Genomic DNA, 13491 nt, shown 5'->3' on the forward strand with positions numbered 1-13491 from the left:
TCTTCCCCGACTCGTACCGGTATGCGCGTGCCACCGAGGAGTACCTCGGAGCCGACCGGGACGAGGCGCACCGGGCCGCGCTCGCCGCCTACTGCGCGAGCCGGGCGGAGGAGGCCGCCCGGAACGAGCGGCTCGATCCGCTGGCCGGTGCGGCCGGGCCCGAAGCGGCCGGGACAGCGAGCCGGGCCGCCTGTCTGACGCGGTGGTCCGACGCCCCCGACATCACCACCGGGGACTCCCGCTACCAGTCGATCTTCTCGTCCCGGCCCGGCTACCCCATGCTCGCCGCTCCCTTCGTCGGTGCGCTCGGGGTGCTCGACGGCATGCGGACGCTCGGACTGCTGCTGGCCGTGGGCGGCTCCTTGACCGTCTGCGGGCTGCTGCGCGGAGCCGGGCTCTCCCCCGCCGCCGCGGTGACCGGTCAGATCGTCTTCCTGGCCTCGCCGCTCGGCCGGTGGAGCCTGCAGGCGCTCAGCGAGGGGCTCGTCACGGTCTGTGTGCTCGGCGCGGTGTGGGGCGGCGTGCTCCTGGCGCGGAACAGGCGGGCGGCGGGGGCGGCGCTGTTCGTCGGTTCCCTCGCCGTCTGCGCGGTCACCCGCTATTCGACAGCGCTGGTGCTGGCCGCCGCGATCGCGGTCGCGACGCTCGTCTCCTGGCTCTTCCGGCGGCGCCGGGCCGACCTGTTGCTCGCCGGAGTGGCCACGGGATGCGCCGCGGCCGTGGCACTCGCGATGAAACTGCTCGCGCTCCCCTCGTCGGAGGTCACCCTGCAGGACACCTTCACCCACCACTTCCGCGCCCCCGAGGTCCCGGACCCCTGGGCCCGGCTCATCGATCTCGACCTGACGTACTGGAACCACTGGATCGGCGAGCAGGCCTCGATGCCGCTCTTCCTGGCGGCCACGGCGCTCTCGTTGTGGGTGCTGCTGCGTCACGGCGGGGTGCTGGGCCCGCTGGCCTGTGCGGCGGTGCTGACCGGCGCCGCGCAGATCGCCGCTCATCCCCTGGTCCAGGAGGCCGATCGGCTGGGGGTGCTCATGTGGGTCCCGGTGACTCTCGGAATTCCCTTGATCACAGGAGCAGTTCGGGACTTTCCCTCACTCCCCCGCGGGTCCTCAGGCGGGCCCGGTGGGTTCGAAGGATTCGGCGACTACAGTGCCCAGGAAGCGACGAAAGGCATGGCGAGTCGTGGCGACAGTGGCCGCGGGCACCTTGCTGTCGCGCAGGAGGACCGCTCCGTCGGAGGCGACGGCGAGGCAGACGCAGTTCGAGGCATCACCGCTGTAGGAAGACTTCCTCCACTGGTAGATGTGCACTCCACTCTCCTTTTCAGAGCCCTCAGCCGCTGGATGAAGTCACGCGACTCCGCAGGCGTGAGGGCCGCGGCTCCCATCCGGTCGAGGACCGAGCTGTACTTGACCAGCTGAGACCTCGCATCGAGGAATTCACAGCCGTGGTGGGTGTCCAGTTGCACAGTGTCGAGCTGTGGCACGGGCCCAGACAGATGGTCGATGGACTGGCCAGTGCCGGAGAAGCCACCCCCGAAACGAATCACCTGAACAGAAATGTTGTCGCGCTCGCTCATGCTGATGCTGTTCTCAAGCTGGGCACACGCGACGTCACGCCCTCCGAACTCCATGCGCAACGCAGCCTCGTGGATGAGCGCCGTGGACAGGCCGGTCGCCATGGAGGACTCCCTGCCGCTTGATGCGGTGCGAAAGACCGTGCTCCACCTCGTAGGGCAACAAGGGCGGAGCCACTTCCCGGAAGGGTGCCCTCGCGTGGTCGACGGTCTGAAGAAGCACGGGGAGGCGGATGACGAGACTCACTCGTAGTTCCACAGCGTGGTACTCAAGTTCAGCGACGTCCACGAGGGCAGCCGGAAGGTGCTCGCGACAGTCATCGCACCATCCTCGGATACTGGCTGAACTGCTCGACGTCGCCGAACTCTTGACGTGCAAACTGGTCACCAACGCCTACCAGCACTCAGACGGCCTGGCCACCCTTCGACTGCGCCACGTGGAGGGAGACCGGCTACGTATCAGCGTGTGGGACACCAACCCGTTGATCCCTGCCCCCTTCGACAGGCCGCTGGGGGCGCTGGCGCCCTTGTCCGTCCCGGCCCCCGCCACCGCCGACGGTGGGCGCGGACTGCTTCTCGTACAGCAATGCGCCGACAACTGGGGCGGCTACCCGCTCGGCGACGACCTCTTCGGCCGAAGCGGCAAACTCCTCTGGTTCGAGCTCACACCCGAGCCGGAACTGACCTGCGCGGCGTAATACATCCAGTTGGGCCCGGCGGGTTTGCTCGCCACACGTCCGTCAATCAGCACCCACCTGGCGCGACGTGTGCGGGATGACTTCACCAGCGACGACAAGGACGACATTGGTCTCCTCTGCCACTCCGGGACGACCGCTGACAGCCGCCCGGCTCGACTCCCCCTTCTCCTTACTCAGTACCGGGACGGGAGTCCAGGCACGGGTCGAGCGCTGGACCGGCAGTGTGATCTGAGAGTCGCACCCGCGCGAGAGGCGGTGGCTCTCATGACCTTATGCTTTCGGGGCGAGTCCGCTCTCCGGAAGGCATCACACGTGAACTACAGGGTTCAGCCCACCGCCCAGGTCGACGACAGCGCCGAGATCGGCGCCGGCAGCAGTGTGTGGGAACTCGCTCAGATCCGCGAGGGAGCCAAGCTCGGCGAAGGCTGCGTCGTAGGACGTGGTGCCTATGTGGGCACCGGTGTGCAGATCGGTGACAACGTCAAGCTGCAGAATTACGCCCTGGTGTACGAGCCGGCAGAACTTGGTGACGGCGTCTTCGTCGGTCCCGCCGTGGTTCTCACCAATGACCACAACCCGCGCTCCGTCGACCCGGAGGGCAAGCAGAAGCGCGGCGGCGACTGGGAGGCCGTCGGCGTCAAGGTCGCCGAGGGCGCTTCGCTCGGTGCGCGTTCCGTATGTGTGGCACCCGTACGGGTCGGCCGTTGGGCCATGGTGGCAGCGGGCGCGGTCGTCACCAAGGACGTGGCGGACTTCGCGCTGGTTGTCGGCGTGCCCGCACGGAGGGTCGGCTGGGTCGGCCGGTCGGGAGTGAAGTTGGTCGAGCGCGCCGGGACGCCCGGCACGTGGGAGTGCCCGAAGACGGGCGCGCTGTACAAGGAGGAGAACGACGTTCTCAGCGAGCGCTGATCCTCCATGCCCGCCGTGGCCCATCCGTCGGCCCCGGGCGAGCAATATGTCACGCGCCCTCTACAGCAGTGCAACAATTCACAAACAAGCCTGCCGGTAAACCCAACGCGGCCACGTCACCAGGATAAGGGAGATTACGGCTCGGGTAAGCTTATCGCCGCAGCATCTCGAGGAAAGGTCTCCCACAGCCCATGCCGCCAGGATCACGCGAACGCCGACCACGCGTTCTCTACCTCGCTTATTATTTCCCGCCCAGCCGAGCGAGTGGGGTCTTCCGGGCCAGAGCAACGGCGAACCACTTCGCTGAAGCCGGCTGGGACGTGACCGTCTACACGGCTCCCCGTGAATTCTTCGAGACCTACCTCGACAATGCCTGCGATCCCTCTCTGGAGGGCACGGTCGACCCTCGCGTCAACGTGGTCCGACCGCCCATGTCCTATTACGCATGGGAAAAGGACATCCGGCAGTTCGGCGCATTGCGCCGAAACTTCCCGACCGTGGCCGCGAGTCTGTACAAGTTGCTCCAGAGCAAGGCGTTCCCGGAGCATTACCTGACCTGGATTCCCGGGGTTCTCTCCAGTGCCGTGAAAGCGCACTTCAGGGAGAAGTTCGACCTCATCATAGCCACAGGAAACCCTTTCGTCTCGTTCGCCGCGGCGCAGGCACTCGGGCGGCTACTGAGAATTCCCTATGCGGTCGACTACCGGGATTCATGGACCTTCAATCAGTTCACCGAGGAATTGAAGTTCAAAGAGGGCAGCAAGGCATTCGAGTGGGAGGCCAAAGTCCTCCGCAGCGCATCCGAAATCGTTTTCGTGAACGATGGGATGCGGCAGTGGCACGTGGATCGCTATCCGTACGCCGCCGAGCGCATGACCGTGGTGCCGAACGGCTGGGAACCCGAACTTCTCGGTGAAGCCGAATATCACCCTCCGGCCGAAGACCGTCCGCTGCGCTTCGGCTACCTGGGAACGGTCACCTCCTACCTGCCGCTCGAAGAATTGTTCGACGGCTGGCGGCTTGCCCGCAACCATCCGCTGCTCCGGGACGCCGAGCTCAACATCCACGGTCACCTCGGCTTCTTTCCCAGCGACGTGGCACCCCTGATGGAGCGGCTGCCGCTGGAGGAGAACATCGGTGTGAACTACCGCGGCGCCTTCAGCAAAACGGAGGGCAAGGATCTGTACGCGCAGACCGATGCTCTGGTCTTCTGCGTTCCGGGCGCACGCTACGTCACCTCCGGCAAGGTCTTCGAGTACATGGCGTCGGGCAAGCCGATCGTCTCGGTTCACCGGCCCGACATCGCAGCGGCCGAGGTCCTGGAGGGCTATCCCCTCTGGTTCCACGGCAGCGAGTTGACCGCCGAGCATGTCGCCGAGTCGTTCATCGCGGCGGCCGAGGCCGCCCGCCGGGTGGACCGCAGCCAGTACACGCATGCGGTGAAGCACGCTCACTCGTACACCCGCTCAGCCACCCTCGGTCCGTGGGAAAACCGCATGCGCACGTTGGTGGAGGGATCCCGATGAGCACGAACACCCATGTCCTCTATCTCGCGCTCGGCACCTACCGCGTGCGAGCCACGCGGGTGCATGTCGAGACCCTGGCCGCCGAAGGACGCAACGTCGTCCTGGTGATCACCGATCACGAGGACTGGGACGACCTTCCCGAAATCCCCGGGGTCCGGGTCATCCGGACGGCGCGGAACAAGAAGGACTCCGCCTGGCGCACTGCGCGCAGCATCGTCCTGTCCAGAAAGGGCCCCCTGCGGGATGCCAGTCTGCTCGTCGCAGGTGACGCACAGGCTCTCCCGGTGGCGTGGGCCGCCCTCCGACGGCGTCCGGGCCTCGAATTCCGCCTGGAACCGTACGAGAACGCAGGCCGGGTCACCGAGCCGGCCGACCTGGCCGTCCTGTCGCCCTGGTACCCGTCACCGAACAACCCCTTCGCCGGGTCGTTCGTGCAGGCGGCGACCGAGGCGGTCGCCGACACCTACGAGCGCATCTCGATCTTCCACCCCGAGGACTGGGCGGGTCCCGCGAACGCGCTTCTTGAGGATGCCATCAAGGTCACAGCGGACCGGTTCCTGGAACGCCGTCATCTGATCCCCGTGCTCGACACCCCGGAAGGCGTCGTCACCCGCGTCCCCGTTCCGCTGACCACCCGCCGCCGCTACGCGAGTTGGGTCGGGGTGCAAACGGAGGCACTGCGCAAGGCGCTGCCGACCGGTCAGATCGAGGCTCCCGTCATCCACGCCCACACCGCGATGTACGGCGGAGTGCTGGCCATGCGCCTCGGCCGTCCCGACGCACGCATCGTGGTGACCGAGCATTCCACCTTTCTGGCGAAGATCTTCAAGCAGCCGGCCGCGCGCAAGCTGTACGACGAGGTGCTGCACCGCGCGGACGAGTTCCTGTGCGTGGGCAGCTACCTGCGCGATCAGATCGCCCAGGAGTACCCGCACCACGCCGGAAAGATCCGGATCGTGCCGAACGTCATCAACTTCGAGCAGTTCACTCCCGAGGCGAAGCCGTCGGAGAAGCTGCTCAAGTGGCTCTACCTGGGCCGACTGATCCCGCACAAGGGTGTACGCACACTGCTCGAAGCCTTCGCGCTGGTCGCCGCCGACGAACCGGAAGCCACGCTCACCATGGTCGGTTCGGGACACTTGGAGGCGGATCTGCTCGCCCGGTCCCACGAGCTCGGTCTGGGCGACCGGTTCCGGATCCTGCCGCCAGTGCGTCCCGAGGAGGTCAACGGGCTGATGCACCAGTACGACCTTCTGGTGCACCCCAGCCACTTCGAGACCTTCGGCATGACGATCGTCGAGGCCAACGCGGCAGGGCTGCCCGTTCTCGTCACACGCAGCCACGGCCCCGAGGAGACCCTGGACGGCATCGAGGATCTCGCCGGCGCGCTCATGGACGTGAGCGAGGACCCGCAGGTGATCGTCACCGCCTACCGGGAGCTGCGGGGGCGCTATGCAGAGCTCGGCCTGGAGAAGGCGCGCTCGGTGCTCTTCGCGAAGTACAGCCGTGAGGTTGTCGGCAACCAGCTCGTGGACGTGTACGAGGACCGGGCGCCGGCCATCGAACCGGTGGTGGCCGAGCAGGAGTCGAGGTCCGCGACAGCAACGGCGTCCGAGACAGCGGTCGTTGCGAACGCCGCCGAGGTGCCCGCCGCGCCCGGCCGGGTCGTCATGCTCGCCTTCACTCCGGGGCGGCCGCGTCGGATCGCGGAGTTCGCGAACTTCCTCGTCGCACGCGGGGTGGAGGTCGATCTGGTGACCGCTCGGGAGAGTGCCTGGGCGCGTGCCGCACTCGACAGTCGGGTGACTGTGCTGAACATCGAATCCTCCGAACAGCGGCTCGTGGTTCCCCGAGGAGAGCGGTTCGTGGTCTACCGCGCGCCACGTGCCGTCCTCCGGAGGGCCGACCGGCTGGCCAGGAACCGTCGGGACAAGGCCGCGCCGGAGGTCGCCGTGAGAACCGCCCGGCGTGCCCACAACAAGGTCGCCCACAGTTTCCACAAGAAGGTGTTCCAGCCCGGTTACAAGGTGTTGCGTCCGCGTATCTTCGCCAAGATCGCGCAACGCGACGCCGTGCCGCAGTTGCGGCTCGACCAGACGGACCATGTGTTCGTCTGCGACACGAACGCGACGGCCGCCGCGTGGCGGATAGCCCAGGCGCACCCTCACCTGAACGTCACCAGCAATCTGGCCCGTGCCCCGTTCGAACACCTTCCGGTTCTCGACGGTTCTTGACGTCAGGACAGCCCTACGAGGCCGGTGGCCGGTTCTCTCTCCCTCTGGTGAGGGAACCGGCCACCAGTGGCAGGCGCAGGGCACGCCGCTCCGGACGAGCGGTCAGTCCACCAGCTCTTCGGCGACGTACCGCCGCAGCCAGTCCCGGAAGCCCTCTCCCAGGTCCTCGCGCTCACACGCCAGGCTGACGATGGCCCGCAGGTAGTCACCGCGGTCGCCGGTGTCGTAGCGGCGCCCCTTGAAGATCACGCCGTGCACCGGACCGCCCAGGGACGTGTCGGCCGCCATTCTCTGCAGGGCGTCCGTCAGCTGGATCTCTCCACCGCGTCCCGGCCCGGTGCCACGCAGCACGTCGAAGACCGCAGGATCGAGCACGTAGCGGCCGATGATCGCGTAGTTGCTGGGCGCCTCGTGCGCGGGTGGCTTCTCGACCAGGCCAGTGACCGCGACCACGCCATTCTCCACGGATTCGAGTGCGACGGCGGCACAGCCGTAGAGATGCACCTGAGCCGGCTCGACCTCCATCAGCGCGACCACGCTGCCGCCGTGCCGTTCCTGTACCTCGGCCATGCGAGCGAGCAGCGGGTCCCGGGGATCTATCAGGTCGTCGCCGAGCAGCACCGCGAACGGTTCGTCCCCCACGTGCGGCTCGGCGCACAGCACCGCGTGCCCCAGCCCCTTCGGGTCGCCCTGGCGCACGTAGTGCATCGTGGCGAGCTCGCTGGACTCCTGGACCCTCAGCAGTCGCTCGGCGTCGCCCTTGCGGGTGAGGGCCGACTCCAGCTCGTGGTTCCGGTCGAAGTGGTCCTCCAGCGGACGCTTGTTGCGACCCGTGATCACCAACACGTCGGTCAGGCCTGCCGCCGCCGCCTCCTCGACGACGTACTGGATCGCCGGCTTGTCCACGACCGGGAGCATTTCCTTCGGCGTGGCCTTGGTGGCCGGCAGGAAGCGGGTCCCGAGGCCCGCCGCGGGTATCACTGCTTTCTTGATCATGTGGTGCCCGGTGCTCGCTTTCCTTGGGCAGAGTGAGACCCCGACGGCTGCCGTCGGGGTCTCGGGGAGAGGTGGTGCGATCCGGCGGGGACTCAGCCGCCGATGACGACGCGGCGGACGCCCTCCCAGCGGGCCGGGTCCGTCGTGCGGCGGCCGTCGACCAGGACGCGGACGTCCGGGAGATCCGCGGCGGCCAGCTCGCGGTACTCGGCGTGGTCGGCCTGGAGGATCGCGGCGGTGACGGCCTGGCCCTCGTGCGGGACGAGACCGTGCGCGGTCAGCTCCTCGGCCGTGTACATCGGGTCGGAGACGAACGGCACCGCGCCGCGTGCCTTCAGCGCCTCGACGGTCGGGAAGACGCCGGAGAAGGCCGTCTCCTTCACACCGCCGCGGTACGCCGCGCCCAGCACCAGAACGCCCACCCCGTCCAGGTCGCCGTAGGCCGCGGCGAGCAGGTCGACCGCGTACTCGGGCATGGCCGCGTTGGCCTCGCGCGCCGAACGCACCACGGTCGCCGAGGGGTCGTTCCACAGGTACATCCGCGGGTAGATCGGGATGCAGTGGCCGCCGACGGCGATGCCCGGCTGGTGGATGTGGCTGTAGGGCTGGGAGTTGCAGGCCTCGATGACCTTGAGGACGTCGATGTTCTGCTGGTCGGCGAAGCGGGCGAACTGGTTCGCCAGACCGATGTTCACATCGCGGTAGGTCGTCTCGGCGAGCTTGGCCAGCTCGGACGCCTCCGAAGTTCCCAGGTCCCAGACGCCGTTGGGCCGCGGGAGATCCGTACGGTCGTCGAAGTCCAGGACGGACTCGTAGAACGACACACCGTGCGCGGTCGATGCCTCGTCGATCCCGCCGACCAGCTTCGGGTAGCGGCGCAGATCCGCGAAGACCCGGCCGGTGAGTACCCGCTCCGGGGAGAACACCAGGTGGAAGTCGTCGCCGGCCCTGAGACCGGAGCCCGCTTCGAGCATCGGCGCCCAGCGGTCACGGGTGGTGCCGACCGGCAGCGTGGTCTCGTAGCTGACAAGGGTGCCCGGCTTGAGCCCGGCGGCGATCGCCTCGGTCGCGGAGTCCATCCAGCCGAAGTCCGGTGTGCCCTCGGCGTCCACGAAGAGGGGGACGACGACCACGACGGCCTCGGACTGCGCGACGGCGGCCGTGGTGTCGGTGGTCGCGGTCAGCAGGCCCGCCTCGACGGTCTCCTTGAGCTTGATGTCGAGGTCGTGCTCGCCGGGGAACGGCTCGACGCCGGCGTTGACCAGCTCGACGACCTTCTCGTTGACGTCGGCGCCGATCACCCGGTGGCCCTTGGCGGCGAACTGCACGGCGAGCGGCAGACCGATCTTGCCCAGGGCGACTACACAGATGTTCATGGTTACTTCCTCTTGGAGCGCTTGGCGCCGGTCAACAGGGATCGCAGCCGCGAGCCCAGCGGTTTCTTGGGCGGATGGAGCGGGCCTGTCCTTACGACCATGCGCCCCTTCGGATTCACTCGGGCCGAGACACGGTAGGGGACGTCGGCCGCCCAGAGCCGGGCAAGTGGCATGGGGTGGCGCTTGCCGCGCACCGGTATCTCGTAGGTCCGGCCCGCCACGTCGACCGAGACCCGGAGCTCCAGCTCGGCCCGCTCCCGCTGCAGCGGGATCCGGGCAGTGATCAGGGCGGCTTCGCCGTCCGGTGCGACGGTACGGCTGAAATCACCCACAGGAGAGGGTAGTTGTTCGTCCTTGCCGAGGCGGCGGGCGCTCGCGGCGTCGGTGGACTTGGGCAGCCGGTCGGAAGTCAGCCGGACGCACAGCGATTCCGTGTCGCCCAGCACGGGGACCCGCACAGCCACGTCGAGCGCGAACCCGTCGCCCTCCTGACACCATTCGGCAGACTGGAGTTCAGTACCGGAGCCGAGTCTCCCCGTTATCGCGCCTCTCAGCTCGAAGCTGCTGTCGGGCAGGGAATGGCGACTGTCGCGGAAGCCCGGGTAGTGGGCGTACGCCTGGGCGCCTTCCAGCGTGGTCGGTGGCAGCGCGCCCGAGGTGTCCATGCGGACCAGTTCGGTCAGCTCGTCCACCCGGCCCGCGAACACCCAGCGGAAGCGGAGCCGCTCGGGGACGGTGAGCCTGTGCTCCATGGAGTCAAAGGAGGTCCCGTAGTAGCCCTCCATGAACCGCCTGGTGGCGCGCACGCACTCGGCGCGCCTCTCTGGCGTCATGGCCAGGTAGTTCGCACCGAAGATCCAGACGAGGTCGACCTTGAGCAGCCGTATCGCGAAGGCGTCGTAGAGGTCACCGGGGCCCGCCAGTTCGTGGAGCTTGTCGAGCGCGTGCGCACAGACCTTCAGACGGTTCTCGAACCGCGCCCGGTAAGTGATGTTGCTGTCGTCGGCACGCCGGACCGCGTAGTAGCAGTCGTAGTCGGCAACCACCGACACGGTCTTGGCCCGGACATACATTTCCAGCGTGAACGGCATGTCGCAGCTGACAGGCAAGTCCTCCGCGTACCGGATGTTGTGCTCCTCGATCAGAGCACGCTTGTACATCTTGGTGTTGGAGATCGCGTAGAGCGCCCCGGAACCGATCAGCGGTACGTTCGCCTCGGTGGAGCGGAAGATCGCCCGGGGAATCGACCGGTCGCCGACGGCCACCATCTTGCCGAGCACGACATCCGAGTCGTTTGCGTCGGCCATGGCGACCATGCGCTCCAGCGCCTCAGGGCCGAGGTAGTCGTCGGAGCCCACGAAGAAGACGTAGCGGCCGGTCGCGTTGGCGAGCGCAACGTTGTTCGGCCGGGCGGGCCCCCCGGAATTCTCCTGGTGGATCACCTTGAAGGTGTCGGGGAACTGCTCGGCGAATCGATCGAGTTCCTTCCCGCTGCCATCGGTGGACCCGTCGTCCACGGCAATGATCTCGATCCGATCGAGTCCAATGCTCTGTCCGACGAGAGACTCCAGACACTCGGTCAGGGCAGGCATCGTGTTGTAGACCGCTACGACGACCGTGACGTGCGGAACATCGGGTCTGCCAGTCACACGGTCACCTCAGTGGCTCTCTCGACGTATGTGCGCGTACTTCCGGGAAACAGCCTCGCGCTGTTCTCAGGTTCCATGTGCGGCCGGCTCCCCCGCGGCGGTCGCGACGGTGCGCCCTGTCGTCGCCGATTCCAGTACCGCTGCGGCCACCTCCACCGTGCGGAGCCCCTCCCGCAGCGTGCAGATGTCCTTCGATATGCCGCGCACGGCGTCCCGGAAGAGCTCGTGCTCGACCAGCAGCGGCTCGCGCTTGGGTATGGCGTACCGGATCATGTCGCCCTCGGAGACACCGCGGAAGGCCTGGAGCGCCTCCCACTCGGTGGCCACCGCGGCGTTCGAGTGGAAGGTGAGGTCGGCGGTGAGGGTGTCGGCGATGAAGGTGCCGCGCTCGCCGGTGACGGAGGTGAAACGCTCCTTCAGCGGGCTCAGCCAGTTGACCAGGTGGTTGACCATGGTGCCGTCGGAGAGCAGGCCCACGGCGGAGACCATGTCCTCGTGCGGCCGGCCGGACTTCGACACGGTGTGGGCGGAGATCGACGTATACGTCTGCCCCGTCACCCAGCCGGTCAGGTCGATGTCGTGGGTGGCGAGGTCCTTGACCACGCCGACATCGGCTATGCGGTGCGGGAACGGGCCCTGACGGCGGGTGACCACCTGGAAGACCTCGCCCAGTTCCCCCGCCTCCAGCCGCCCGCGCAGCGACCGCAGCGCCGGGTTGCAGCGCTCGATGTGGCCGACGCCCGCCACCAGGCCGCGCGACTCGAAGGCGTCGACCAGCCGCCGGGCGCCTTCCACGGTGTCGGCGACCGGCTTCTCGACCAGGGCGCAGACACCGGCCTCGGCGAGTTGCAGGCCGACTTCCTCGTGCAGCGCGGTGGGGCAGGCCACCACCGCGTAGTCGACGCCGAGTGCGATCAGTTCGTCGACCGTGGACAGGACGGGGGCGCCCTGCGCCCAGCCGTTCCTGTCCCCCATCGGGTCGACGACGCCGATCAGCTTCACGTCTTCGAGGCCGGCCAGCACACGGGCGTGGTGGCGGCCCATCGAGCCGAGGCCGATCAGGCCGGCCCTCAGTCCTGCGGTCACTGCATGTCTCCCAGCGAGTTCACGGCGCCGACGATGCGGTCCAGGTCATCCTGCGACAGCGAAGGATGCACGGGCAGCGAGACGACCTCGGCGGCGGCACGCTCGGTCTCCGGCAGATCCCAGGTCCGTCCCGCCTTCTGGTCGGGCTCCCAGTACGGCTTCAGCCGGTGGATGGGAGTCGGGTAGTACACGGCGTTGCCGATACCCGCCTCGCTCAGCCTGGCCATGGCGGCGTCCCGGTCACCCTGCACCCGGATGGTGTACTGGTGGTAAACGTGGCGTGCACCGTCGGCGACGGGCGGAACGACGACGTGGGGCGCGGTGATGTGCCGGTCGAGATACGCGGCGTTGGCACGGCGCTGCTCGGTCCAGCCGTGCACCTTGGCGAGCTGTACGCGCCCGACGGCCGCGGACACGTCCGTCATGCGCATGTTGGCGCCGACGATCTCGTTGGCGTACCGCTGCTCCATGCCCTGGTTGCGCAGGAGCCTGAGGGTGCGTGCGACCTCGGCGTCGGCGGTGGTGACCATGCCGCCCTCGAGGGAGTGCATGTTCTTGGTGGGGTAGAAACTGAAGGTTCCGCCGGAGCCGAAGGCGCCGACCGGAGTGCCGCCGAGTGCGGCGGTGTGCGCCTGGCAGGCGTCCTCGACCACGGCCAGCTTGTGCTTGTCGGCGATCGGCATGAGGGCGTCCATCGCGGCCGGGTGACCGTACAGGTGCACCGGCATGATCGCGGCGGTGCGCGGCGTGATGGCGGCCTCGACCGCGGCCGGGTCCAGACCGAAGCTGCCCGGCTCGATGTCCGCGAAGACGACGTCGGCACCGGCCAGACGGACCGCGTTGGCAGAAGCCGCGAAGGAGAAGGACGGGACGATGACCTCGTCACCGGGTCCGATCCCCAGGGCGAGCAGCAGTAGATGAAGGGCCGAGGTGCCCGAGTTGACCGCGACGCAGTGGCGCCCGTCGACGAGCTCCGAGAAGCCCTCCTCGAAGGCCGCGACCTCCGGGCCCTGCACGACGCGGCCGCTGCGCAGTACGCGTACCACGGCCTCGATCTCGTCGTCACCGATCACCGGCCGGGCAGCAGGGATCGCTTCCCTGTTGTCGCTCGACATGGACATCCTCCTTGAACACCACAAGAGCTGTGACCGGCGACGGCTCCAGGGGCGTGCGAATGTCGGATGAGGCTCCGCCGCCCCGGCTCATAGCCGATTCTGTACCAATATATTGCGCGCAAATCACCCTTTTGCCCCGGGGGCGATGCACCCAGGGCACAAAGGATTTTTGTCCTGCCTGAAGCGGGCCGACGCGCCGATGAGCATTCTCAGGAATGGCATTTTCGGCATCAGCCGCGTCACATTATCAGGATTTTCACAGGCGGTTTCGTTGAGGTTACGACCGAAGAGACGCGGCCCACTCGCTCCACGTCGGTGTC

At 67.8% G+C, this 13491-nt stretch carries 10 protein-coding genes and 1 pseudogene; 4 read left to right on the forward strand and 7 right to left on the reverse strand.

What is annotated here, in order from left to right:
* Positions 1–1115: 1115 nt before the first annotated feature.
* The gene (locus ACIOMQ_RS13620) at positions 1116–1316 is read right to left on the reverse strand and encodes a DUF397 domain-containing protein (protein WP_362194035.1); all 201 of its coding nucleotides are present in this window, start codon (positions 1314–1316) and stop codon (positions 1116–1118) included.
* Between the two features lie 86 nt (positions 1317–1402).
* A pseudogene (locus ACIOMQ_RS13625) lies at positions 1403–1970 on the reverse strand (DUF5753 domain-containing protein); the annotation flags it as partial.
* Here ACIOMQ_RS13625 and ACIOMQ_RS13630 point away from each other — a divergent pair.
* The 4 genes from ACIOMQ_RS13630 to ACIOMQ_RS13645 all read left to right on the forward strand — a co-directional run bounded on the left by ACIOMQ_RS13630 (position 1951) and on the right by ACIOMQ_RS13645 (position 6949).
* On the forward strand, positions 1951–2280 hold the full coding sequence (locus tag ACIOMQ_RS13630) for an ATP-binding protein (RefSeq protein WP_362194032.1): 330 nt from the start codon (positions 1951–1953) through the stop codon (positions 2278–2280). The pseudogene ACIOMQ_RS13625 and the gene ACIOMQ_RS13630 sit on opposite strands and share 20 nt — an antisense overlap.
* Positions 2281–2592: 312 nt before the next feature.
* Positions 2593–3189, forward strand: a complete 597-nt coding sequence (locus ACIOMQ_RS13635) for an acyltransferase (RefSeq protein ID WP_362194029.1) — start codon at positions 2593–2595, stop codon at positions 3187–3189.
* Between the two features lie 191 nt (positions 3190–3380).
* Positions 3381–4715 carry a glycosyltransferase gene (locus ACIOMQ_RS13640; RefSeq protein WP_362194026.1) on the forward strand — a complete coding sequence of 445 codons (1335 nt, stop codon included), beginning with the start codon at positions 3381–3383 and terminating at the stop codon, positions 4713–4715.
* Positions 4712–6949 (forward strand): glycosyltransferase family 4 protein, encoded by a 2238-nt coding sequence (locus ACIOMQ_RS13645; protein WP_362194023.1) that lies wholly within the window; start codon positions 4712–4714, stop codon positions 6947–6949. Before ACIOMQ_RS13640 ends, ACIOMQ_RS13645 begins: the two co-directional genes overlap by 4 nt.
* Before the next feature lie 102 nt (positions 6950–7051).
* On the opposite strand, the gene galU is transcribed toward ACIOMQ_RS13645, so the two are convergent.
* The 5 genes from galU to ACIOMQ_RS13670 all read right to left on the reverse strand — a co-directional run bounded on the left by galU (position 7052) and on the right by ACIOMQ_RS13670 (position 13171).
* Complete coding sequence (gene galU, locus ACIOMQ_RS13650; RefSeq protein WP_362194020.1) at positions 7052–7945, reverse strand: UTP--glucose-1-phosphate uridylyltransferase GalU; 894 nt, start codon at positions 7943–7945, stop codon at positions 7052–7054.
* A 92-nt stretch (positions 7946–8037) separates the two neighbouring features.
* Positions 8038–9321, reverse strand: coding sequence for a nucleotide sugar dehydrogenase (locus ACIOMQ_RS13655; protein WP_362194017.1), 1284 nt, complete (start codon positions 9319–9321; stop codon positions 8038–8040).
* A gap of 2 nt (positions 9322–9323) precedes the next feature.
* Complete coding sequence (locus ACIOMQ_RS13660) at positions 9324–10970, reverse strand: glycosyltransferase (protein ID WP_362194014.1); 1647 nt, start codon at positions 10968–10970, stop codon at positions 9324–9326.
* Between the two features lie 66 nt (positions 10971–11036).
* Complete coding sequence (locus ACIOMQ_RS13665; protein ID WP_402189000.1) at positions 11037–12056, reverse strand: Gfo/Idh/MocA family protein; 1020 nt, start codon at positions 12054–12056, stop codon at positions 11037–11039.
* Positions 12053–13171, reverse strand: coding sequence for a DegT/DnrJ/EryC1/StrS family aminotransferase (locus tag ACIOMQ_RS13670; protein ID WP_362194008.1), 1119 nt, complete (start codon positions 13169–13171; stop codon positions 12053–12055). The genes ACIOMQ_RS13665 and ACIOMQ_RS13670 overlap by 4 nt, the downstream gene beginning before the upstream one ends.
* Positions 13172–13491 lie beyond the last annotated feature (320 nt).

The sequence above is a fragment of the Streptomyces sp. NPDC087845 genome (genome assembly GCF_044742755.1).
GTDB lineage: Bacteria > Actinomycetota > Actinomycetes > Streptomycetales > Streptomycetaceae > Streptomyces.